The sequence below is a fragment of the Paraburkholderia sp. HC6.4b genome (genome assembly GCF_014200875.1).
GTDB classification, from domain to species: domain Bacteria; phylum Pseudomonadota; class Gammaproteobacteria; order Burkholderiales; family Burkholderiaceae; genus Paraburkholderia; species Paraburkholderia tuberum.
This window is the reverse complement of sequence record NZ_JACHDC010000021.1, coordinates 38,456-61,675: the sequence shown is the minus strand read 5'-3', so window position 1 is coordinate 61,675 and position 23,220 is coordinate 38,456. Positions and strand designations below refer to the sequence as shown.

Below are 23,220 nucleotides of genomic sequence, written 5' to 3'. Positions count from 1 at the left end.
GCGCACCCGGGAGCCGGCCGGATGTTCTAGTTCTTGTGGCCCAGCGTCGCCGGACTGCCGCCGCGCGTGCTATCCGATACCACCGTAATCGGCAGCGGCACCATCTGAATCGTGGAGCCTAACCCGAGCAACGCCGCGAGCGGACTTTTCGGTTGCGCGACTTCGCCGATCGTAAAACGATCGAGCTCGGCGAGAAAAGCGAGGTTCGCCGCCTGCAACGCGCCACGCAGCCGGCACTGCGTCGTGATGACGCAAGGCCGCTGTTGGCCCTGCCGGTCCGGCAGACAGCCGACCAGCGCAAAGTCGCTTTCCGTGACCCGCACCACGTCGCCGACGCTCAGCGATAGCGATTGCGCGCCAAGCCGCAAGCCGCCGTTGCGGCCGCGCACGGTTTCGACCCAGCCGAGCTCGCCCAGCTGCTGCACGACCTTCATCAGATGGTTCTTCGAGATGCCGTAGGCTTGCGAAATGTCCTGGATCGTCGATAATCCGTCGCCCCGCACCGCGAGGTACAGCAGCACGCGCAGCGCGTAATCCGTATAGTCGGTAAGTCTCATAGGTCCCGGTATAGCTTGAAAGGCTGCGAGCAAGCGCCTTGAACGTCCCGATAACCGCGTCGAGGCAAGGGTTGCCGGGAACGAACGCTACGCCCTAGCATGACTGGCTGGCATGACTGGCCGGCGGGCGTCGTTCCCCGAATCGCGCTGCAATACTGTTTCGGATAGCAATAGTAGCTTTTTCCGCATCAACCGTTTGTTAGAAAAACGGGGGGGTCAAGGTTCAGTTCAGCCGTCATCGGCAACCGCAATTTTCTGGAATCCGCATGAATCCGTCTTTCCCCGCCGCGCCGCCGGTCGAACGCGCGGCCGAACCCACCGACGCCAATATCCGCGACCTCGTCTATGGCTTTTACGATCGCGTGCGTGCCGACCCGCTGCTCGGTCCGGTCTTCGACGCGAAGCTCGCGGGCCGCTGGGACGACCATCTGCCGAAGATGTGCGCATTCTGGAGCAGCCTCGTGCTCGGCGCGAAGCAGTATCGCGGCAACGTGCAGCAGGCGCATCAGCCGCTCGAAGGCATCGAGCCGCAGCATTTCAGCCGCTGGCTGTATCTGTTCCTCGATACGGTCGAATCGCGCTATCAGCCGGCCGCGGCGGTCCGTTTCATGGAGCCGGCGCTGCGGATCGCGCAGAGTCTGCAACTGAGCCGTTTCGGCTGGGATTACAAGATCCCGCCGGAGCAGCAGGCGCTGCTCGAGCGGGTGGCGCCGAAGCGTCGGCCGCGAGATGGCGACGTTGACGACGATGGCGAGCATCCGTCGCGGCCGGCTGGGGAGCCGTTCCCGGTGCCGATCATCGGACGCTCGCGGGACGAGTGAACGTCGGCCGGCGCCGACGCCCCTCACACAAAGACGCCGCGTGCGCCGTCGCAACTCCGCGGCCCGCGACTCGTTTACTCCGGAGTCCGATTTCCCGATTCGATTCCCCAGCGCGCGAGCGCGGCATCGTCGGTCACGCGCGCGTCGACCCAGCGCTCGCCCGCGTCGGTTTTCTCCTTCTTCCAGAATGGCGCTTCGGTCTTCAGATAGTCCATTACGAATTCACACGACGCAAACGCGTCGCCGCGATGCGCGGCCGTCGTCGCAACGAGCACGATCTGATCGAGCGGATACAGCTTGCCGACGCGATGCACGATCAGCACCTCGATGCCCGGCCAGCGTTCACGCGCACGCTCGACGATCGCCTCGAGCGACTTCTCCGTCATGCCCGGATAATGCTCGAGCTCCATCGTCTCGACCGCGCTGCCCTCGTTGAGATCGCGCACGGTGCCGACGAAGCACGCGAGCGCGCCGATCCTCGGATTGCGCGCGCGCAGCGCGGCCACCTCGGCGCTGAGGTCGAAGTCTTCGGTCTGGACGCGAACGGGCATGGACGGCTCCTGAGGGCTTTTGTCGCGGGCGTGAACGTGATGTGCGAGAGCGCGGTTCAGCCGCCGGTGACGGGCGGAAAGAACGCGACCTCGCAGCCCTCGGTGATGCGGGTGCTCGCGCCGGTCATCACGTGGTTGCAGGCCATGCGCAGCGCGCGGCCTTCGGCGAGCGTCTCGGCCCAGATGCCGCCACGCACGCGCAGCCACGCGCGCACATCGCCGACGGTCGCGATGCCGTCGGGCACCTCGACGCTTTCGTCGGACGTATTGAGCGCTTCACGCACGCTCGCAAAATATCGGAGTTCAATCTTCATCGGGATACCGCCGGTCTACGCCGCGCATGCCGCGCACGACCGGCCTCAGTTCAACAGTTCGGAAAACGGAATGAAGCGCACGGTTTCGCCGGCGCTGATCGCGTGGTTCGGCGGATTGTCGATCAGACCGTCACCCCACACGGTCGACGTCAACACGGCCGAACTCTGATTGGCAAACAGATCGAGCCCTCCCGCCACGTTGACGCGCGCGCGCAGGAACTCGTTGCGGCGATCGGCCTTGCCCTGCGTGAAGTCCGCGCGCAGCGACAGCGCGCGCGGCGCGACCGCCTGCACGCCGGCCAGCCGCAGTACGAACGGACGCACGAACAGCAGGAACGTCACGAAGCTCGACACCGGATTGCCGGGCAGGCCGATGAAAAACGTTTCGGCCGGCTCGCCCCCATTTGCACCACCCGCACCACCCGCACCACGCCGCACCGCGCCGAACGCGAGCGGCTTGCCCGGCTTCATGGCGATCTGCCACATCGACAGACGCCCTTCGGCCTCCACCGCCGGCTTCACGTGATCCTCCTCGCCGACCGACACGCCGCCGCAGGTGAGAATCAGATCGTGCGCCTCGGCGGCTTCGCGCAGCGTCGCGCGGGTCGCGTCGAGTTGATCGGCGACGATGCCATAGTCGGTCACGTCGCAGCCGAGCTTCTCGAGCAGGCCGCGCAGCGTGAATCGATTCGAGTTGTAGATCGCGCCGGGCTTCAGCGGCTCACCGGGCATCGTCAGTTCGTCGCCGGTGAAGAATACGGCGACCTTCACGCGCCGGCGCACCTCGAGCCGCGCGCATCCGACCGACGCGGCAAGCCCCAACGCCTGCGGCGTGAGCCGCGTGCCGGCCGGCAGGATCACCGAGCCCGCGCGAATATCGGCGCCCTGTGCGGTGATCCACTCGCCCGCCTGCGGACGATGCACGATCGTCACCTCGTCGCCAGCCGCCTCGGTCTGCTCCTGCATCACGACCGCGTCCGCGCCGGCGGGCACCGTCGCGCCGGTGAAGATGCGTGCCGCGCTGTTGGGCGCGAGCGGCGTCGGCGCATGGCCGGCCGGAATGCGTTGCGAGACCGGCAGGCGGCTACCGTGCGCGAGATCGGCGATGCGGACCGCGTAGCCGTCCATCGCGCTCGTGTTCATCGGCGGCACGTCGAGCGGCGACGTCACGTCGGTGGCGAGCACGCGATTCAGCGCGTCGAGCGTCGGCAGCGTTTCGATACCGTCGAGCGCGCGCGCGGCGTCGAGCAGGATCGCCAGCGCATCGGCAGTGGCGAGCATCGGGGCGCGGGGCGTGGGTGTGGACATCTGGAGGGTGGAAGCCGCAGGTTAAAAGAACATTGTAGCGGCCGATGCCGTTAGCCTGGGCGGCCGGGCGTTATGGGGAGCTTTTGGTGTTTTTCGATGCGTGGCCGCGGAAGTGCGGCCAGCGTTTTCTCGTAGTGCGGGCGTGGGCGTCGATCAACGTGAAGCGACGCGGCCCGCTCGCCCTTATTCGCCGGTATTCGCGACGATGAAGTCCTTCACCCGCTGCGCATCCGCGGGCACGACCTCGAAGCGCTGCGGCAGCGACTCGAGCCCCGAGAACGCCGCCGGCCGCTCCGGCTCGCGCAGCAGCGCCTCGCGGATCGTCTCGCCGAACTTGATCGGCTGCGCGGTCTCGAGCACGATCATCGGAATGCCGGGCTGCAGATGCTCGCGCGCGACCTTCACGCCGTCGGCCGTGTGCGTGTCGATCATCGTGTCGTAACGCTGGAACACGTCGCGGATCGTGTCGACGCGGGTGTCGTGGCTGCTGCTGCCCGACACGAAACCGAACTCCCTTACGCGCGCGAAGTCGCCACTGGCCGCGAGATCGAAACCGCCCTTCTCCTCGACGTCGCGGAACAATTGCAGCACGCGCGCCGGATCGCGGCCGAGCAGGTCGTACACGAAGCGCTCGAAGTTCGATGCCTTCGAGATGTCCATGCTCGGGCTGCTCGTGTGATACGTCTCGGCCGCCTTGCGTACGCGGTAAATACCAGTGCGGAAGAACTCGTCGAGCACGTCGTTCTCGTTGGTCGCGACGACGAGCTTCTCGATCGGCAGACCCATCATGCGCGCGATATGACCCGCGCACACGTTGCCGAAGTTGCCCGACGGCACCGTGAACGACACGCGCTCGGCGTTCGACTTCGTCGCGGCAAAGTAGCCCTTGAAGTAATAGACAACCTGCGCGACGACCCGCGCCCAGTTGATCGAGTTGACCGTGCCGATCTTGTACTTCGCCTTGAACGCGTGATCGTTCGACACCGCCTTCACGATGTCCTGCGCGTCGTCGAACACGCCTTGCACCGCGAGGTTAAAGATGTTCGGGTCTTGCAGGCTGTACATCTGCGCGGTCTGGAACGCGCTCATCTTTTTGTGCGGCGACAGCATGAACACGCGGATGCCCTTCTTGCCGCGCATCGCGTATTCAGCGGCGCTGCCGGTGTCGCCCGACGTCGCGCCGAGAATGTTCAGCGTTTCGCCATGCTTCGCGAGCGCGTACTCGAACAGGTTGCCGATCAGCTGCATTGCCATGTCCTTGAACGCGAGCGTCGGACCGTTCGACAGTTCGAGCAGCGACAGCGGCGCGCCGTCTTCGACGCCGAGCGTCTTCAGCGGCGTGATCTGCGCGGCGCTTTCGTCGTCGCGCACGTTGCAGTAGGTCGCGGCCGTGTAGGTTTTGCGCGTCAGTGCGCGCAGGTCGTCGGCGGGAATGTCGTCGCAGAACTTCGACAGGATCTCGAAGGCGAGATCCGCGTACGGCAGCGTGCGCCAGCGCGTGAGTTCGTCCGGGGTGACGCGCGGATAGTCGGCCGGCAGATACAGGCCGCCGTCTTTCGCGAGACCGCCGAGCAGGATCTCGGAGAAGGTATGGCGCTCGCCGGCTCCGGCGCCGCGCGTGGAGAGGTAGTTCATAGTTCGGCCTAGTTCAGCGCTTCCATGCGCAGCTTCGTGACTTGCGAGACGACGGTCTCGAGCGCCTCGATCGACCTGATCGCGGCATTGACCTGCTTTTCGACCGTCTCGTGCGTGATCAGCAGAATGTCGGTTTCGCCCTTGCCGTTCGCGTCGACGAGCTCCGATTCCTTTTGCAGCAGCGCGTCGATCGAAATGCCGGTGTCCGCCAGAATGCGCGTGATGTCGGCGAGCACGCCGGTCACGTCGGCGACGCGCAGGCGCAGGTAGTAGCCGCACGTGACTTCTTCGATCGGCAGGATCGGGGTGTTCGACAGGCTGTCCGGCTGGAATGCCAGATGCGGCACGCGGTGCTCGGGGTCGGCCGTGTGCAGACGCGTCACGTCGACGAGATCGGCGACCACGGCGGAAGCCGTCGGCTCGGCGCCCGCGCCCTTGCCGTAGTACAGCGTCGTGCCGACCGCGTCGCCATGCACGACGACCGCGTTCATCGCGCCTTCCACATTCGCGAGCAGGCGCTTTTCCGGAATCAACGTGGGGTGCACGCGCAGCTCGATGCCCTTGTCGGTGCGTCGCGTGATGCCGAGCAGCTTGATGCGGTAGCCGAGCTCCTCGGCGTATTTGATGTCGATCGCGGCGAGCTTGCTGATGCCTTCGACGTACGCGCGGTCGAACTGCACCGGCACGCCGAACGCGATCGCACTCATGATCGTCGCTTTGTGCGCCGCGTCGACGCCCTCGATGTCGAAGGTCGGGTCGGCTTCCGCGTAGCCGAGCTCCTGCGCGGCCTTCAGCGCGGTCGCGAAATCGAGCCCGCGGTCACGCATCTCCGACAGGATGTAGTTCGTCGTGCCGTTGATGATGCCCGCGATGTACTGGATGCGGTTCGCCGTCAGCCCTTCGCGCAGTGCCTTGATGATCGGAATGCCACCCGCCACCGCCGACTCGAACGCGACCATCACGCCGTTCGCGCGCGCCGCCTCGAAAATCTCCGTGCCATGCACCGCGAGCAGCGCCTTGTTGGCGGTGACCACGTGCTTGCCGTTGTTGATCGCGCGCAGCACGAGGTCGCGCGCGATGCCGGTGCCGCCGATCATTTCCGCGACGATCGCGATCGAAGGATCGTCGACGACCGCGTTGAAGTCATCGGTCAGCGCCACGCTGCCGGCTTCGCCGCCGAGCGCCGCGGTCGCCTTGGCCGGGTTGCGCACGGCAATGCGCGCAATCTCGATGCCGCGACCCGCGCGACGTTTGATTTCTTCCTGATTGCGGCGCAGTACCGTGAAGGTCCCGCTGCCTACCGTGCCGAAGCCCAGCAGTCCAACTTTGATCGGTTCCATGCAGCGTGTGTTTCTAGTAGAGGTTTGAAAAGGGTGTCGGGGGTGGCACGAGCGGCGCGCCTCATTTGACACATCAGGCGCCACATCGTACGCGAGGCCGGCTCAGGCCGTGTGACGTTTGCGGTAGCCGTCGAGGAAGCGCGCGATCCGGTTGATCGAATCCGCGAGATCGTCGACGTTCGGCAGGAACACGACACGGAAGTGATCCGGCGTCTTCCAGTTGAAGCCAGTGCCCTGCACGAGCAGCACGCGCTCTTCGAGCAGCAGGTCGAGGATGAACTGCTGGTCGTTCTGGATCGGATACACCTTCGGGTCGAGGCGCGGGAACATGTACAGCGCCGCCTCGGGCTTCACGCAGCTCACGCCGGGGATCGCCGTCAGCATGTCGTAGGCGAGCTCGCGCTGCTTGTACAGGCGCCCGCCCGGCACGATCAGGTCGTTGATGCTCTGATAGCCGCCGAGCGCGGTCTGGATCGCGTACTGGCCGGGCACGTTCGGACACAGCCGCATCGACGCGAGGATGCCGAGCCCCTCCAGATAGTCTTTCGCGAGCCGGCGGTTCTCGCCGGTCAGGCCCGAAATGGCCATCCAGCCGGCGCGATAGCCGCACGAGCGGTAGCTCTTCGACAGGCTGTTGAACGTGACGGTCAGCACGTCTTCGGACAGCGACGCCAGCGACGTGTGCGTCTTGCCGTCGTAGACGATCTTGTCGTACACCTCGTCGGCGAAGATCACGAGGCCGTGCTGGCGCGCGATCTCGATCAGGCCGAGCAGCAGTTCGTCCGAGTACAGCGCGCCGGTCGGGTTGTTCGGGTTGATCACGACCAGCGCGCGCGTGTTCGGCGTGATTTTCGCGCGGATGTCATCGAGGTCGGGCATCCAGCTATTCGACTCGTCGCAGATGTAGTGCACCGGCGTGCCGCCCGCGAGGCTCACGCCGGCGGTCCACAGCGGGTAATCGGGCGCGGGCAGCAGCACTTCGTCGCCGTCGTTGATGAGGCCCTGGAGCGCCATCACGATCAGCTCGGACGCGCCGTTGCCGATGTAGACGTCGTCCAGTTCGACGCCGTGCACGCCCTTTTTCTGCGTGTAGTGCATGATCGCCTTGCGCGCGGCGAACACGCCCTTCGAGTCGGAGTAGCCCGACGAGCTGGGCAGGTTCAGGATCATGTCCTGAATGATCTCGTCCGGCGCCTCGAAGCCGAACGGTGCCAGATTGCCGATGTTCAGCTTGATGATGCGGTGACCCTCTTCTTCGAGCCGCTTCGCATGTTCGAGGACGGGCCCGCGAATGTCGTAGCAGACATTCAGCAACTTGTTGGATTTGAGAATTGGTTTCACGGCGGGCACTTCATCCTGGTTGATGGCTGGGGCAAACCTTGGGCAAACGGGGCCTGGCTGACGACGCCGGGCCGCTCGGATTCACCGCTACGGGGAATTCGGACGCGACGGCGCCGGCGGCCAGTCGCGAAATGGGGTCGAACTGTCGAGCGGCCGCGGCTTTCCGGGTTCCGGCGTGGAAAAAAACGCAGCGAAAGCGGGCGATGCCAACCCAGGTGGCCGGTGGGCCACGCCGATGCGCCCAGCGCGGCTTGTGGCGGCACTTGAGCGAGGGGCGCCGCAAGGCGGCTAAAAAGTTATAATTTAGCGGATTTTGGCCGACTTCCGCAATGCACCACCCGCATCGGCAAGCCTTTTCGGCCTTCTCGTGTGCCACACGCGTCGAACCGCGCGGCCTGTGCGACGTGCAGCCAGGCCGGCAACACGCATGACGTCTCACGACGACTTCGGAAAACCAATTTGAAATTACATCAGGATTCCAGCGGCGCGCTCAATACCGTTACCGGCTATGGCGCCGACTACGTCGAAATCAATCTGGTGCGTCACGCGGGCAGTATTCTCGTGCTGCCGGACGCGCCGGTCATTCCCTGGCCCGTCTCGTCGTTCGAGCAGTTGAGCGCCGAGCATTTCGCGATGCTGGTCGACGCCGCGCCCGAAGTGGTCGTGTTCGGCAGCGGCGAGCGGCTGCGTTTTCCGCACCCGCGCCTGACCGCCGCGCTGACCGCGAAACGCATCGGCGTAGAAACGATGGACTTCAAGGCCGCCTGCCGCACCTACAACATTCTGATGGCCGAGGGCCGCAAGGTCGCGGCCGCGTTGCTGATCGAGGCCTGAGCGTGCCCGGCGCCGGCGCACCCGGCCGGCCCGGTTCTGGCCCCCCGCGTCGCGCCCGTGCGCGCGCCGTCGATAACAAGAAGGGTTGATATTTCATGAACGATACGCCGTCGAGGCTACCGCTCAATCGCACCGCGATCCTGTTGCTGGTGCTGGTTCTCGCCGTGATCTGGTTCGTGCCGCTCGGCTGGCGCCATCTGCTGCCGAGCGACGAAGGCCGCTACGCCGAAATGGCGCGCGAAATGTTCCTGACCGGCGACTGGATCACGCCGCGCTACAACGGCTACAAGTACTTCGAGAAGCCGCCACTGCAAACCTGGGCGAACGCGCTGACGTTCGCGTGGTTCGGCATCGGCGAATGGCAGGCGCGCCTCTATACCGCGCTGACGGGCTTCGCCGGCGTGCTGCTGATCGGCTTTACCGGCGCCCGCGTGTTCAACGCGGCGACCGGCGTGTTCGCGGCACTCGTGCTCGCCTGTTCGCCGTACTGGAACCTGATGGGCCACTTCAATACGCTCGACATGGGCCTGTCGCTCTGGATGGCGCTCACGCTGTTCGCGCTGCTGCTCGCCCAGCGCCCGAATCTGCGGCCCCCATGCGTGCGCGGCTGGATGTGGGTGTGCTGGGCGTCGATGGCGCTGGCGGTGCTCTCCAAGGGCCTGGTCGGGCTGATCCTGCCGGGCGCGGTGCTGGTGCTCTACACGCTGATCGCGCGCGACTGGGCGCTGTGGAAGCGTCTGCATCTGGTGAGCGGGCTGATCGTTTTTCTCGCGATCGTGACGCCGTGGTTCGTCCTCGTGCAGCAGCGCAATCCGGAATTCCTGAACTTCTTCTTCGTCGTTCAGCAGTTCAAGCGCTATCTGACGCCCGAGCAGAATCGCCCCGGCGCGTTCTACTACTTCGTGCCAGTACTGCTGGTGGGCTTCCTGCCGTGGCTGTCGGTAACCGTGCAAAGCGTGCGCCACGCGTGGCGCCAGCCGCGTCAGCCGAACGGCTTCGCGCCGGTCACGCTGATGCTTACGTGGATCGTCTTCATTTTCCTGTTCTTCAGCGCGTCGCACTCGAAGCTGCTGTCCTACACGCTGCCGATCGCGCCGCCGATCGCGATGCTGATCGGCATGTATCTGCCGCTCGTCACGCGCGAGCAGCTGCGCCGGCATCTGGCGGGCTACGCGCTGTTTTTCGTGGTCGCCGCGTTCGCGGCGCTGTTCCTGCCGCGCTTCGGCACTGCGCGCAATCCGGCCGAGCTGTATGCCGAATACCGCGTGTGGGTGCTCGCCGCGCTAGCCGTCGCGTTCGTGCTCACGCTGTTCGCGCTGTGGCTGAACCGCCGCGGCCAGGGCGGCGTGGGCGCCAACGCGCGAGTCGGTCTCGGCAGCCTCGCCGCGTTCGGCGCGGGCTGGCTGCTGCTCGGCACCATCGCGGGCACCGGCCACGACGTGTTCGGGCGCCTGAGTTCCGGCGCGCCGCTCGCGCCCGCGATCAAGGCCGAGCTCGCGAAGCTGCCGCCCGACACGCCGTTCTACTCGGTCGGCGTGCTCGACCACACGCTGCCGTTCTACATCGGCCACACGATGATCATGGTCGCCCACCCGGACGAGCTCGCATTCGGCGTGTCCGTCGAGCCGCAAAAATGGGTGCCGACGGTCGACGCGTGGATCGAGCGCTGGAAGGCCGATCGCTACGCGCTCGCGCTGATCCCGCCGCCGACCTACGACCGCCTCGTCATGCAAGGCGTGCCGATGCAGGTGATCGCGCGCGATCCGCGCCGCGTGGTGGTGATGAAGCCGCTCGCCGACGCGGCTGCCGCCGCCCCGGCCGCAACGGCGGCGGCAGCGCCCGCTACCCCCGCTAACGCCGCCTCGGCAGTCGTGGAAGTGAGGCCCGCGGCATCGGCCACGCCGGCCCCCGTCTCCACGCCCGCGGCAAAGCCCTAACCCTTTCGAGAACCAGACCGTTCGATGAACCCGATTTCCCTGTTCTGCATCCTGGCCGGCGTCACGCTGAATGCCGGCGCGCAGCTGCTGCTCAAGGCCGGCACGAATGCCGTTGGACACTTCGAATTCACCCGTGCGAACATCCTGCCCATCGGCTTCAAGCTGGCAACCCAGCCGCCGATCATCGGCGGACTCGCCTGCTACGTGATCAGCGTGGCGGTGTGGATCATCGGGCTCTCGCGCGTGGACGTGTCGATCGCCTATCCGATGCTGTCACTGGGCTACGTCGTCAACGCGATCGCCGCGTGGTACCTGTTTGGCGAAGTGATGTCGGTGCAGAAGCTGGTCGGCATCGGCATCATTCTCGTCGGCGTGGTCGTGCTCGCGCGCAGCTAGGCGCGGCGCCCCGCGTAGGAACCGGCGCGGCACACGCGCCGCCTAAGCGTGACGTAAGGTGGGCCGCGGTAAGCTGAGCGGTTGCGTTTTTTAAGCCGCGGCCTTGGGTTTGCGGGTAGTTTGTGGTTTACTTCGCGCCCGTCGGGCCGCGCCCCTTTCAATCGAGCGATGCATTCATGAGCCAGTCACAAGTCCCGTTTTTGCCGTTTGTCAAACCCGAGATCGACGAGGAAACGATCCAGGGCGTCGCCGACGTGCTGCGTTCCGGCTGGATCACCACCGGCCCGCAGAACCAGAAGTTCGAGGCCGCGCTGTCCGAGTTCTGCGGCGGCCGCCCGGTGCGCACCTTCAATTCCGGTACCGCGACGCTCGAAATCGGCCTGCGCATCGCCGGCGTCGGTCCCGGCGACGAAGTGATCACGACGCCGGCCACCTGGGTGTCGACCTGCAACGTGATCCTCGAAACCGGCGCGACGCCAGTGTTCGCCGACATCGACCCGATCACGCGCAACATCGATCTCGACCTGCTCGAAAAAGCGATCACGCCGCGCACCAAGGCGTTGCTGCCGGTGTTCCTGTCGGGCCTACCGGTCGACATGGACCGTCTGTACGGGATCGCCCGCGCGCACGAGCTGCGCGTGATCGAAGACGCCGCGCAGGCATTCGGCTCCACCTGGAACGGCGAGCGCATCGGCAAGCTCGGCGACATCGTGTCGTTCAGCTTCCACGCGAACAAGAACCTGACCTCGGTCGAAGGCGGCGCGCTGGTGCTGAACAACGAGGAAGAAGCGGTGCTCGCGCAGAAGTACCGGCTGCAGGGCATCACGCGCACCGGCTTCGACGGCATGGACTGCGACGTGCTCGGCGGCAAGTACAACCTGACCGACGTCGCCGCGCGTGTCGGCCTCGGCCAGCTGCCGCATCTCGAGCGCTTCATCGCGCAGCGCAAGAAGCTCGTGCGCGCGTACTTCGCGCAACTCGAAGGCGGCGCGGCCGTTCAGCTCGGCGTCGGCCTGCCGCCCGCGGACTTCGAAAACAGCAACTGGCACATGTTCCAGATCACGCTGCCGCTCGAAAAACTGTCGATCGACCGCGCCGGCTTCATGGGCGAGCTGAAGGAGCGCGGCATCGGCTCGGGCGTGCACTACCCGGCGCTGCACCTGTTTTCCCTGTACCGCGCGCGCGGCTTCAAGGAAGGCATGTTCCCGCACGCGGAGCGCTTCGGCGCCACCACCGTCACGCTGCCACTCTTCACCCTGATGAACGAAGGCGACGTCGAGCGCGTGTGCCGCGCGGTCAACGAAATTTGCGAACACTACGGAAAATAAGCGGACATGACTTATTCGGAACATCGCGCCGTCGCACCGGAAGTGTCGATCATCATTCCGGTGTACAACGAGGAAGCCGGACTGGCCGCGCTGTTCGCGCGCCTCTATCCGGCGCTCGACGCGCTCGGCACCGGTTATGAAGTGATCTTCATCAACGACGGCAGCCGCGACAAATCCGCGGCGCTGCTCGCCGGGCAGTTCCGCGCGCGCCCCGACACCACGCGCGTGATCCTGCTGAACGGTAACTACGGCCAGCACATGGCGATTCTCGCGGGCTTCGAGCAGTCGCGCGGCGACATCGTGATCACGCTCGACGCCGACCTGCAGAATCCGCCCGAGGAAATCGGCAAGCTCGTCGTGAAGATGCGCGAAGGTTTCGACTACGTCGGCACGATCCGTCGGCAGCGCCAGGACAGCCTGTGGCGCCGCAAGGCGTCGCGCGCGATGAATCATCTGCGCGAGCGAATCACGCGCATCAAGATGACCGACCAGGGCTGCATGCTGCGCGCCTACAGCCGCCATATCGTCGATACGATCAACCGCTGCGGCGAAATCAACACGTTCATCCCGGCGCTCGCGTACACGTTCGCGCAGAATCCGGTGGAAATCGAGGTCGCGCACGAGGAACGCTTCGCCGGTGAGTCGAAGTACTCGCTGTACTCGCTGATCCGTCTGAATTTCGACCTCGTCACCGGCTTCTCGGTGGTGCCGCTGCAATGGCTGTCGTTCATCGGCGTGATCCTGTCGCTAGGGTCTGCGGCGCTGTTCGTCCTGCTGCTGATTCGCCGTTTCATCATCGGCGCGGAAGTGCAAGGTGTGTTCACGCTGTTCGCCATCACGTTCTTCCTGCTCGGCGTGATCATCTTCGCGCTCGGCCTGCTCGGTGAATACATCGGCCGGATCTATCAGCAGGTGCGTGCGCGGCCGCGTTATCTGGTGCAGACCATTCTCGAGCAACGCGACGGCGGGGCCGTCGTCGAAGCGCCGCGTCAGACCGTCGTGCAAGGCGTGCAGCCGGTGCCGGTCGCCGACCAGGGACACCATCCATGAAGCCGCGCGCCGTCGTATTCGCGTATCACAACGTCGGCGTGCGCTGCCTGCAGGTGCTGCTCGCGCGCGGCGTCGAGGTCGCGCTCGTCGTGACCCACGAAGACAACCCGAGCGAGAACATCTGGTTCGGCAGCGTCGCGTCGGTGGCAGCCGGGCACGGCATTGCCGTCGTCACGCCGGCCGATCCGAAGAGCCCCGAACTGCGCGCCGCGGTGAGCGCCGCGCGGCCGGACTTCATCTTCTCGTTCTACTACCGCCACATGTTGCCGCTCGACCTGCTCGCGATCGCCGCACGGGGCGCTTACAACATGCACGGCTCGCTGTTGCCGAAGTATCGCGGCCGCGTGCCGACCAACTGGGCGGTGCTCAACGGCGAAAACGAAACCGGCGCAACGCTGCACGAAATGGCCGCGAAGCCCGACGCCGGCGCGATCATTGCGCAAACCCCGGTGCCGATCCTGCCCGACGACACCGCCGCGCAGGTCTTCGACAAGGTCACGGTCGCCGCCGAGCAAACGCTGTGGCGCGTGCTGCCGGCGCTGCTCGCGGGCGAGGCGCCGCATCTGCCGAACGATCTCGCGCATGGCAGCTACTACGGCGGGCGCAAACCGGAAGACGGCCGCATCGACTGGAATCAGTCCGCGCAACAGGTCTACAACCTGATCCGCGCGGTCGCGCCGCCGTATCCGGGCGCTTTCACCGAGCTGAACGGGCGCCGTTTCATCGTCGCCCGCGCGCGTCTGGCCGCGCCCGGCGCGCTCCGCTCGGATTTGCCCCCGGGCCTGCACGTAAGCGATAATGCCGTTTTCGCGATCTGCGGCGACGGCCGCGCGATCAACATCCACGAATTGCGGCACCAGCACGACGGCGGCGAGTCTGCCGTCAGTCCGGCGGAATTCGCCCAGCTCATCCAATCTCATTCATGAAAAAAGTCCTGATTCTGGGTGTGAATGGCTTCATCGGCCATCACCTGTCCAAACGCATTCTCGAAACCACCGACTGGGAAGTGTTCGGGATGGACATGCAGACCGAACGTCTCGGCGACCTCGTCAATCATGAGCGGATGCACTTCTTCGAAGGCGACATCACGATCAACAAGGAATGGGTCGAATATCACGTCAAGAAGTGCGATGTGATTCTGCCGCTCGTCGCGATCGCCACGCCCGCAACGTATGTGAAGCAGCCGCTGCGCGTGTTCGAACTCGACTTCGAGGCGAACCTGCCGATCGTGCGTTCAGCCGTCAAGTACGGCAAGCATCTGGTGTTTCCGTCGACCTCCGAGGTCTACGGCATGTGCACGGACGAGCAGTTCGATCCGGAAGAATCGCAGCTGTCGTACGGCCCGATCAACAAGCCGCGCTGGATCTACGCGTGCTCGAAGCAGCTGATGGACCGCGTGATCTGGGGCTACGGCATGGAAGGCCTGAACTTCACGCTGTTCCGTCCGTTCAACTGGATCGGCCCGGGCCTCGACTCGATCTACACGCCGAAGGAAGGTAGCTCGCGCGTGGTCACGCAGTTCCTCGGCCACATCGTGCGCGGCGAGAACATCAGCCTCGTCGATGGCGGCGCGCAGAAGCGCGCGTTCACGGACATCGACGACGGCATCAGCGCGCTGATGAAGATCATCGAGAACAAGAACGGCGTCGCCACCGGCAAGATCTACAACATCGGCAACCCGATCAACAACTTCTCGGTGCGTGAGCTCGCGCACAAGATGCTGGCACTCGCGGCCGAATTCCCCGAATACGCGGACTTGGCCAGGAAGGTGCAACTGGTCGAAACGTCGTCGGGCGCGTACTACGGCAACGGCTATCAGGACGTGCAGAACCGCGTGCCGAAGATCGACAACACGAAGCAGGAACTCAGCTGGGCACCCACGTCGACTTTCGACGAAGCGCTGCGCAAGATTTTCGAAGCGTATCGCGGCCACGTCGCGGAAGCCCGCGCACTCGTCGAACAGCAATAAGGGCGCGTCCTTGGCTCGCATCGTCCTGAAGATCGACGTCGACACGCTGCGCGGCACCCGCGAAGGCGTGCCGAATCTCGCGCGCATCTTCGACCGCTTCAAGGCGCGCGCCACCTTCCTGTTCAGCCTCGGGCCCGACCACACCGGTTGGGCGATGCGCCGCGTGCTGCGGCCGGGCTTTCTGAAGAAGGTGTCGCGCACGTCGGTGGTCGAGCATTACGGCGTCAGGCAGTTGATGTACGGCGTGCTGCTGCCCGGTCCGGACATCGGCGCGAAGGCCGCGGCCGAGATGCGCGCGATCCACGAAGCCGGCTTCGAGTGCGGCATCCATACGTGGGATCACGTGTACTGGCAGGACAACGTGCGCGCCAAAGATCGCGCGTGGACCGTCGCGCAGATGCAGCGGAGCCACGCGCGGTTCATCGAGATATTCGGCGCGCCGCCCGTCACGCACGGCGCCGCGGGCTGGCAGATGAACGGCCACGCGTTCGAGCAGATCGACGCGTGGGGCATGCGCTACGCTTCCGACGGCCGTGGCCACTCGCCATATCTGCCGGTGGTCGACGGCAGGACGCTGAAGCACGTGCAGATGCCGACCACGCTCCCGACGCTCGACGAAGTGCTCGGTGTCGATGGTGTCGATACGCACAACGTCGCCGCGTGGATGCTGAAACAAACTGAAAAAAATCCGCACGACCAGGTGTTCACGCTGCACGCGGAACTCGAAGGACAGAAACTCGCGCCGGTTTTCGAACAGTTGCTCGAAGGCTGGCGCGCCCAGGGCCACACGTTCGCGACGATGGGCGATTACTACGCCACGCTAGACCGCGACACGCTGCCATCGTACCCTGTCGCGTGGGGCGAGATTCCGGGACGCTCCGGCGAACTGATCGTCCAGCCCTGAAGGCCCGCGACGCGGGAGTCGTTGGAAGGCGCGCCGCTTGTTGCTCGCCCATTGCCCGCCCGTTGCCCGCCTGTTGCCCGCTTCCTTGCCGGGTCTGACGATCGGACAACCGCGCGCCGACCGTATTCCCGAACAACAACAACAACCTCGACGACAGACCGGCCGACGCCGCGGCACCTAGCGACGCCAGCCCCAATAACCGGAGAACCTCGTGTCCATCGCAGTCGACCAACCCATCCCCGACTTCACCGCCGCCGCGACGGGCGGCGAAATCACGCTGTCAAAGCTGCGGGGCAAGAAGGTGGTGCTGTATTTCTATCCGAAGGACAACACGCCGGGCTGCACGACCGAAGGGTTGCAGTTCCGCGATCTGTATCCGAAGTTCAAGAAAGCCGGCGCGGAAGTGATCGGCGTGTCGCGCGACAGCCTGCGTTCGCATGACAACTTCAAGGCTAAGCTCGAACTACCCTTCCCGCTGATTTCCGACCCGGAAGAAACGCTGTGCGCCCTCTTCGCCGTCATTAAAATGAAGAAAATGTATGGCAAAGAGGTACGGGGAATCGAGCGCTCCACGTTCCTCATCGACGCCGATGGCGTGCTGCGCCACGAGTGGCGCGGCGTTAAAGTGCCGGGCCACGTCGACGACATTCTGGAGGCTGTACAAGCGCTTTGATGCGCGTTATATTGGCCCGCAATGAGTGCCTGTCCACCCCACATTGTTCTCCGCTGCGCCAGCCCTGACGGCCGCCTGACCGGATCCACCGGTGCCGTTCGGAGCGTGAGGCGCAACGTGAGCATCATCGTCGAGCCGCTTGCCCCGAATGCCGGGGCGGCGGCTTTTTTAATTGCGCGCGACCGTTCGTTCATTGGTTCGCGCGCTTCCGTCAAGGAGCCTATCGAAAACCAGGCGAACCGGCATCTCTAGACCGAATGCGCGCCTCCTCGCGCAAACTCGATGTCCCGTGAGGGCATCGTCAGAATGCGACGGGCGGCGCACGATATGTGACCCGATCATTTCGAGGGAAACCATGCCTTTGCCTACTCCCCCCAACAAGCTCGGCAATCTTTTGTCGCCTGACGAATACAAGGCCAAAGCCGTCACGCCCGCGCGCTCCGCCGCGAAAAAACAGGCGCGTGAAGGGGAATCCGCAGAGTCGGCCGATTACGGCCGCGTCAATGTCGCGACACCGATGGCGCACGCTGCCAACGCCGCCACCACGTTGTGGCCCGTGCCCGCCGTCGAGTCGCCGCCCGCCGCGCAACCCGCGCCCGCGCGCGGCCGCAAGGCCAGGCAGACCGCCGCGCTGTTGCAGCCGGTTCCGTCCGCACGCCCGCAGTTCGAAGCCGACGCGACAGAAGCGCAGCCGGTCGTCGCACGCGCGCCTGTCGCGAAGCAGCGCACGGACGAAACAGCCGCCGCGCCCGCCGCAGCGAGCCCTGCCGCCACGCGCAAGAAACGTGGCACGGGCGCCACGCCAGCCGAGGTGCAGAAGCTTTTCGTGCTCGACACCAACGTGCTGATGCACGATCCGAGCTGCCTGTTCCGCTTCGAGGAGCACGACGTCTATCTGCCGATGATGACGTTGGAAGAGCTCGACAACCACAAGAAGGGAATGTCGGAAGTCGCGCGTAACGCGCGTCAGGTGAGCCGCACGCTCGACGCGCTCGTCGCGAACGCGGGCGACATGGCCGACGGCATTTCGCTCGCGCGTCTGGGCAGCCGCGAAGCGTCCGGGCGGCTGTACTTCCAGACCCGGCTGACCGCGATCGAGCCGGTCGAAGGTCTACCCGAAGGCAAGGCCGACAACCAGATCCTCGGCGTCGTGCGCGCGCTGCAGCGCGATCGCGCGGATCGCCAGGTCGTGCTGGTGTCGAAAGACATCAACATGCGCATCAAGGCGCATGCGCTCGGTCTGCCCGCCGAAGACTACTTCAACGACCAGGTGCTCGAGGACAGCGACCTGCTGTACACGGGCATCCGCGCCCTGCCGCAAGACTTCTGGACCAGGCACGCGAAGGGCATGGAAAGCTGGCAGGACACGAAAACCGGCACCACGTACTACCGCGTGACGGGTCCGCTGTGCGCATCGATGCTGGTCAACGAGTTCGTTTATCTGGAGCCGCAGAACGGCGAGCCCGCGTTTCATGCGCTGGTGCGCGAACTGAACGGCAAGACCGCGCTGCTGCAAACGCTGCGTGACTACGGCCACCACAAGAACAACGTGTGGGGCATCACGGCGCGCAATCGCGAGCAGAACTTCGCGCTGAATCTGCTGATGAATCCGGACATCGACTTCGTCACGCTGCTCGGCCAGGCCGGCACCGGCAAGACGCTGGTCGCACTCGCGGCGGGTCTCGCGCAGGTGCTCGACGACAAGCGCTACAACGAGATCATCGTGACGCGCGCGACGGTGCCGGTCGGCGAAGACATCGGCTTTCTGCCGGGCACCGAAGAGGAAAAGATGCAGCCGTGGATGGGTGCGTTCGACGACAACCTCGAAGTGCTGCAGAAAACCGACGACGCCGCCGGCGAATGGGGCCGCGCCGCGACCCAGGAGCTGATCCGCTCGCGCCTGAAGATCAAGAGCATGAACTTCATGCGCGGCCGCACGTTCGTCGACAAGTATCTGATCATCGACGAGGCGCAGAACCTGACGCCGAAGCAGATGAAGACGCTCGTCACGCGCGCGGGTCCGGGCACGAAGATCATCTGCCTTGGCAACATCGCGCAGATCGATACGCCTTACCTGACCGAGGGCAGTTCGGGCCTGACCTATGTGGTCGATCGCTTCAAGGGCTGGGCGCACAGCGGACACGTAACGCTGGCGCGCGGCGAGCGCTCGCGCCTCGCTGACTACGCGTCGGAGATTCTCTAGACGTCGTTCGCCGGTTTTTTTTCGGCTTTTGATCGCAGGCCGCGTCCGGTTCGTTCCGGACGCGGCCTTTTTATTGCGCCGGCGTTCCACGCAGGCAACACTTAGCGCACAAACTTCAAGTAATTTATCAACAATTCTTGCCGCAGCCTTGTTGGGCGGCTACCATCCCGACATCCTCAGTGAGTAAATGGGCGCTTACCGCCCGTGCCGTCTTCATGCGCCGACTCGCCTTATCGCTGCTGCCCGTCCTGCTGCTCGCCGCCTGTGCCGGCGCGCCGCAGAAGACGTCGCGCGGGTCAGGCGGCAGCGTTGTCGCGAACGGCGCCTATCGCGCGCCGCCGCCCGGCTTTCCCCACTTCGTCGATCACAGCATCGGCCGCGAGGAAATCTCCATTCAGGCGATGAGTCTCGTCGGCGTGCCCTACCGCTGGGGCGGCAATACGCCCGACAGCGGCTTCGATTGCAGCGGGCTCGTGCGGTACGTCGTGCTGCGCGCGGCGTCGGTGAACCTGCCGCGCACGACGGCCGAGATGAGCGGGCGCGGCGAGTCGATCGAACCGGACGAAATCGCGCCAGGCGATCTGATCTTTTTCAACACGACGGGGCGCGCGCATTCGCACGTCGGCATCTACGTGGGCAAGCTGCGCTTCGTCAACGCGCCATCGACGGGCGGCACCGTGCGGCTCGACTATCTGACCAATCCCTACTGGGCGAAGCGCTTCGACGGCATCCGCCGGATGGCGGGACCGGCGGCAACGCCGGCGCCGTTCGATACGCCGAGCTATCAGGCTGCGGCGCCGCAAACCGAGCGAGGTGCTGCGGCCGCGGCGATGGGCACGGCAACAACCGTGGCAGTTCCGGCAGCGTCGACCTACGCGGGCCCGACGGCGCTGTCCAGCCCGGCGTCGATGGCAACGGCCCGGCCGGTCGCGAGCGCGACGCCGGCGACCCGTGCAGGCGGCGGCACGCCCGTCGTGCAAGCCGATCAATTCGAGCCGCCGCCGTCGGGCCTCGGCGCCGCGCAGCTGCAGGCACGCTCAGCGGGCGCCGTGGCAGCGACGATGGTCCCCGCGGCTCAGGCGAGCACGTTTGAAAGCGGCGCTCGTTCGCCCGCTCAACCGATGCAGTCCGCGACGACCGCCCGCACCCTTGCCCAACCTTCGCCCGACCCGATCGACGCCGCCGCCGATGCATTCGAACCGCCGCCACCCGCCTCCATCGCGGAACGCCAGGCCCGGCAGATGCAGCAGACCGAAGGCACTGGATCCGTGCAGCTCATGCGTGCGTCGACGGCTTCCCACGGCGTGCCCGCACCCACTCAAAGCAGCGACGACCCGATCGCCCGTTTCGCGAACGGCAACTTCTGACGCCGTGATCTGCTATCGTCATCGATATTCTTTCGACGGCGGGTAACGACCATGGAACTCGGGCTCAGAAATAAGGTGGTGCTCATCACCGGCGGCAGCAAAGGCATCGGTTTCGCGTGCGCGCGCGCCTTCGCACAGGAAGGCGCGAAGGTCGCGATCGTGTCGCGCGACCCCGCCAACCTTGCGCGCGCCTACGAACAGCTGAAACAGGAAGGATTCCACGTGCACCGCACGCGCGCCGACCTGCACGAAGCGCACAGCGCCGCCGATATCGTCGAGGAAGTCAGCACCGCCGTGGGCCCGATCGACGTACTGATCAACAGTGCCGGCGCCGCGCGCCGGTACGACCCCGAGACGCTCGATGCCGACGCATTCCGCGCGACGATGGAAGCGAAGTATTTCCCGTATATCTATCCGCAGCAGGAAGTGCTGCGCCGTATGGCCGAGCGCGCGAAAGCCAACGGCGGTGCCGAGCCGGGCACGATCGTCAATATCATCGGTATGGGCGGCAAGGTCGCGAGCGACATCCATATCGCAGGCGGCGCGGCCAACGCGGCGCTGATGCTCGCGACCGTCGGCCTCGCGCACTACTACGCGCGCTATGGCATCCGCATCAACGCGATCAATCCGGGCTCGACGCTGACCGAGCGCGTCGAGGAAGCGGTCCGGCTGGAAGCGGCGCAGCAAGGCATCGGCAATGACGAAGCGCTGGCGCGCGGCCAGGCCCGGATGCCGCTCGGGCGCTATGCAAAGCCGGAGGAAATCGCCGACGTGGCGCTGTTCCTCGCGAGCCGCCGCGCGAGCTATGTGACGGGCGCGATCATTCCGATGGATGGTGCGAATGCGCCGCTGATCTGAACGCGTCGTGCAACGCGCTTTTTAGTCGAACTGTGTAGGGAAACCGGTGCGATGCCATGGGCGGCATGTAGCCGAAGCCCGCGCGTGCTGTTCAGCCAAACTCAGCCGAACCCGGCAGCGCAGGCCATGCATCGCATGGTGATTACAGGAAGTGGTGGCCCAGCCACCAGGCCCCGCCGGACAGCACCGCGGAAGCCGGGATCGTCAGAATCCAGGCCCAGACGATGTTGCCGGCGACACCCCAGCGCACCGCGCTCAGCTTCTGCGTCGCGCCGACTCCGACGATCGCGCCGGTGATCGTATGCGTGGTAGAGACGGGAATGCCGAGCGCCGAGGCGGTAAAGAGCGTGATCGCTCCGCCCGCCTCCGCGCAGAAGCCGCCGACCGGCTTCAATTTCGTGATTTTCTGGCCCATCGTGCGCACGATGCGCCAGCCACCGAACAGCGTACCGAGACCCATCGAGAGATAGCAGCCGCCGATCACCCACAGCGGCGGCGCGTCCGCCTTCATCGACGCGAAGCCGGTGGCGATCAGTAGCATCCAGATGATGCCGATGGTTTTCTGCGCGTCGTTGCCACCGTGACCCAGGCTGTACAGGCCAGCGGAAAACAATTGCAGACGCCTGAAGCGACGGTCGACCTTGCTAGGCGGCGTGCGGAAATACAGCCACGACACCAGCAGCATGAAAAACGAGCCGAGCACGAAGCCGAGCAGCGGTGAAATGAAGATGAACGCGACGGTCTTCATCAGGCCATCCCAGTTCAGCGATCCCCAGCCCGACTTCGCGAGCGCCGCACCCACGAGGCCGCCGATCAACGCGTGCGACGAACTGGACGGAATGCCGTAGACCCAGGTGATCACGTTCCACGCGATCGCGCCGACCAACGCGCCGAAGATCACGTAGTGGTCGACGATGTCCGGGTCGATCGTGCCCTTGCCGACGGTCGTGGCCACCTTCAGGTGAAACACGAAATACGCGATGACGTTGAACGCCGCCGCGAACGCCACCGCCTGCTGTGGCTTCAGCACGCCGGTCGACACGACCGTGGCGATCGAATTCGCCGCGTCGTGAAAACCGTTCATGAAGTCGAACACCAAAGCAATGGCAACCAGGCCGGTGACGACCCAGATAGCGAGTTGTATCGATTGCATTATGCGTTTTCCAGCACGATGCCTTCGATGATGTTGGCCACATCCTCACACTTGTCCGTGATCGTTTCGAGCAGCTCGTAGATCGCCTTGAGCTTGATCAGGACCTTGACGTCGTCTTCCTCGCGGAACAGCTTCGACATCGCCGCGCGCAGCACGCTGTCGGCCTCCGATTCGAGCCGGTCGATGTCCTCGCAGGCCTTCAGGATCTGGCTCGCCTGCTTCATGTCCGACAGCAGGCTGACCGCGAACTGCACGCGCTCGCAGGTTGCCGTGCAGATATGCGCGAGCTGGCTCGCCTCCGACGTGACCGCTTGCACGTCATACAGCGAGATCGCGGTGGCGACGTCCTCCATCAGGTCGAGGATGTCGTCCATCGTCGTGATCAGCTTGTGGATCTCGTCGCGGTCGAGCGGCGTGATGAAGGTCTTGTGCAGCAGGTCGATGGCTTCGTGCGTGAGCTTGTCGGCCGCTTTCTCGGCCTTTTGTACGTTCTGCTTGTGGGTTTCGGCGTCCTGCAGATTGTCGATCAGGAGCTCGAGTTCGCGGCTTGCCGAAATGATGCACGTTGCGTGCGCATTGAAGATTTCAAAGAACTTGCCCTCGGTGGGCATGAATCGACCGAACATTGGGATCCTGGAAATGGGTCACGTTATGGCTGACATAAAAGCGCCATATTGTACC

Annotated in this window: 23 protein-coding genes; 14 read left to right on the top strand and 9 right to left on the bottom strand. The window is 65.1% G+C overall.

The window, feature by feature from the left end:
• Window positions 1–26: 26 nt before the first annotated feature.
• Window positions 27–557: an Rrf2 family transcriptional regulator gene (locus tag HDG34_RS29090; RefSeq protein WP_184064880.1), complete on the bottom strand. Its 531-nt coding sequence runs from the start codon at window positions 555–557 to the stop codon at window positions 27–29.
• Between the two features lie 266 nt (window positions 558–823).
• Here HDG34_RS29090 and HDG34_RS29085 point away from each other — a divergent pair, with 266 nt between their 5' ends.
• Window positions 824–1,378, top strand: a complete 555-nt coding sequence (locus HDG34_RS29085) for a group III truncated hemoglobin (protein ID WP_184064877.1) — start codon at window positions 824–826, stop codon at window positions 1,376–1,378.
• Between the two features lie 74 nt (window positions 1,379–1,452).
• On the opposite strand, the gene HDG34_RS29080 is transcribed toward HDG34_RS29085, so the two are convergent.
• The 6 genes from HDG34_RS29080 to HDG34_RS29055 all read right to left on the bottom strand — a co-directional run bounded on the left by HDG34_RS29080 (window position 1,453) and on the right by HDG34_RS29055 (window position 7,876).
• On the bottom strand, window positions 1,453–1,929 hold the full coding sequence (locus HDG34_RS29080; protein WP_184064873.1) for a molybdenum cofactor biosynthesis protein MoaE: 477 nt from the start codon (window positions 1,927–1,929) through the stop codon (window positions 1,453–1,455).
• Between the two features lie 56 nt (window positions 1,930–1,985).
• A complete protein-coding gene (gene moaD, locus HDG34_RS29075) occupies window positions 1,986–2,243 on the bottom strand; it encodes a molybdopterin converting factor subunit 1 (protein WP_090804599.1) in 258 nt (85 codons plus the stop codon).
• A gap of 45 nt (window positions 2,244–2,288) precedes the next feature.
• Window positions 2,289–3,524: a gephyrin-like molybdotransferase Glp gene (gene glp, locus HDG34_RS29070; RefSeq protein ID WP_184028988.1), complete on the bottom strand. Its 1,236-nt coding sequence runs from the start codon at window positions 3,522–3,524 to the stop codon at window positions 2,289–2,291.
• A gap of 210 nt (window positions 3,525–3,734) precedes the next feature.
• A complete protein-coding gene (thrC, locus tag HDG34_RS29065) occupies window positions 3,735–5,186 on the bottom strand; it encodes a threonine synthase (protein ID WP_184064870.1) in 1,452 nt (483 codons plus the stop codon).
• A gap of 8 nt (window positions 5,187–5,194) precedes the next feature.
• Window positions 5,195–6,526 (bottom strand): homoserine dehydrogenase, encoded by a 1,332-nt coding sequence (locus HDG34_RS29060; protein WP_184064867.1) that lies wholly within the window; start codon window positions 6,524–6,526, stop codon window positions 5,195–5,197.
• A 102-nt stretch (window positions 6,527–6,628) separates the two neighbouring features.
• Window positions 6,629–7,876 carry a pyridoxal phosphate-dependent aminotransferase gene (locus HDG34_RS29055; protein ID WP_311734877.1) on the bottom strand — a complete coding sequence of 416 codons (1,248 nt, stop codon included), beginning with the start codon at window positions 7,874–7,876 and terminating at the stop codon, window positions 6,629–6,631.
• A 450-nt stretch (window positions 7,877–8,326) separates the two neighbouring features.
• Between HDG34_RS29055 and HDG34_RS29050 the strand changes: the two genes are divergently transcribed.
• The 13 genes from HDG34_RS29050 to HDG34_RS28995 all read left to right on the top strand — a co-directional run bounded on the left by HDG34_RS29050 (window position 8,327) and on the right by HDG34_RS28995 (window position 21,386).
• On the top strand, window positions 8,327–8,701 hold the full coding sequence (locus HDG34_RS29050) for an Mth938-like domain-containing protein (protein WP_090804589.1): 375 nt from the start codon (window positions 8,327–8,329) through the stop codon (window positions 8,699–8,701).
• Between the two features lie 95 nt (window positions 8,702–8,796).
• Window positions 8,797–10,638, top strand: coding sequence for a glycosyltransferase family 39 protein (locus HDG34_RS29045; protein WP_184064862.1), 1,842 nt, complete (start codon window positions 8,797–8,799; stop codon window positions 10,636–10,638).
• Window positions 10,639–10,662: 24 nt separating this feature from the next.
• A complete protein-coding gene (locus tag HDG34_RS29040; RefSeq protein ID WP_013089326.1) occupies window positions 10,663–11,034 on the top strand; it encodes an SMR family transporter in 372 nt (123 codons plus the stop codon).
• Window positions 11,035–11,210: 176 nt separating this feature from the next.
• Window positions 11,211–12,362, top strand: coding sequence for a DegT/DnrJ/EryC1/StrS aminotransferase family protein (locus tag HDG34_RS29035; RefSeq protein WP_090805742.1), 1,152 nt, complete (start codon window positions 11,211–11,213; stop codon window positions 12,360–12,362).
• 6 nt (window positions 12,363–12,368) lie between these two features.
• Window positions 12,369–13,412, top strand: coding sequence for a glycosyltransferase (locus HDG34_RS29030; RefSeq protein WP_184064859.1), 1,044 nt, complete (start codon window positions 12,369–12,371; stop codon window positions 13,410–13,412).
• Window positions 13,409–14,338 (top strand): formyltransferase, encoded by a 930-nt coding sequence (locus HDG34_RS29025; protein WP_184064856.1) that lies wholly within the window; start codon window positions 13,409–13,411, stop codon window positions 14,336–14,338. Before HDG34_RS29030 ends, HDG34_RS29025 begins: the two co-directional genes overlap by 4 nt.
• Window positions 14,335–15,381, top strand: a complete 1,047-nt coding sequence (locus HDG34_RS29020) for a bifunctional UDP-4-keto-pentose/UDP-xylose synthase (protein ID WP_090804581.1) — start codon at window positions 14,335–14,337, stop codon at window positions 15,379–15,381. Before HDG34_RS29025 ends, HDG34_RS29020 begins: the two co-directional genes overlap by 4 nt.
• A gap of 10 nt (window positions 15,382–15,391) precedes the next feature.
• Window positions 15,392–16,285 (top strand): polysaccharide deacetylase family protein, encoded by an 894-nt coding sequence (locus HDG34_RS29015; RefSeq protein WP_184029077.1) that lies wholly within the window; start codon window positions 15,392–15,394, stop codon window positions 16,283–16,285.
• A 211-nt stretch (window positions 16,286–16,496) separates the two neighbouring features.
• A complete protein-coding gene (locus tag HDG34_RS29010; RefSeq protein ID WP_090804577.1) occupies window positions 16,497–16,958 on the top strand; it encodes a peroxiredoxin in 462 nt (153 codons plus the stop codon).
• A 117-nt stretch (window positions 16,959–17,075) separates the two neighbouring features.
• The gene (locus HDG34_RS39535) at window positions 17,076–17,210 is read left to right on the top strand and encodes a hypothetical protein (protein WP_260321379.1); all 135 of its coding nucleotides are present in this window, start codon (window positions 17,076–17,078) and stop codon (window positions 17,208–17,210) included.
• A 103-nt stretch (window positions 17,211–17,313) separates the two neighbouring features.
• Window positions 17,314–19,161, top strand: a complete 1,848-nt coding sequence (locus tag HDG34_RS29005; protein ID WP_184064853.1) for a PhoH family protein — start codon at window positions 17,314–17,316, stop codon at window positions 19,159–19,161.
• Window positions 19,162–19,376: 215 nt separating this feature from the next.
• Window positions 19,377–20,528: an NlpC/P60 family protein gene (locus HDG34_RS29000; RefSeq protein WP_184064850.1), complete on the top strand. Its 1,152-nt coding sequence runs from the start codon at window positions 19,377–19,379 to the stop codon at window positions 20,526–20,528.
• A gap of 51 nt (window positions 20,529–20,579) precedes the next feature.
• Window positions 20,580–21,386 carry an SDR family oxidoreductase gene (locus HDG34_RS28995; RefSeq protein ID WP_090804571.1) on the top strand — a complete coding sequence of 269 codons (807 nt, stop codon included), beginning with the start codon at window positions 20,580–20,582 and terminating at the stop codon, window positions 21,384–21,386.
• 142 nt (window positions 21,387–21,528) lie between these two features.
• Here the strand turns inward: HDG34_RS28995 and HDG34_RS28990 are convergent, their stop codons facing one another.
• Both HDG34_RS28990 and HDG34_RS28985 read right to left on the bottom strand, forming a co-directional pair.
• Window positions 21,529–22,539, bottom strand: a complete 1,011-nt coding sequence (locus tag HDG34_RS28990; RefSeq protein ID WP_184029113.1) for an inorganic phosphate transporter — start codon at window positions 22,537–22,539, stop codon at window positions 21,529–21,531.
• A complete protein-coding gene (locus HDG34_RS28985; RefSeq protein WP_184043927.1) occupies window positions 22,539–23,165 on the bottom strand; it encodes a DUF47 domain-containing protein in 627 nt (208 codons plus the stop codon). The genes HDG34_RS28990 and HDG34_RS28985 overlap by 1 nt, the downstream gene beginning before the upstream one ends.
• Window positions 23,166–23,220 lie beyond the last annotated feature (55 nt).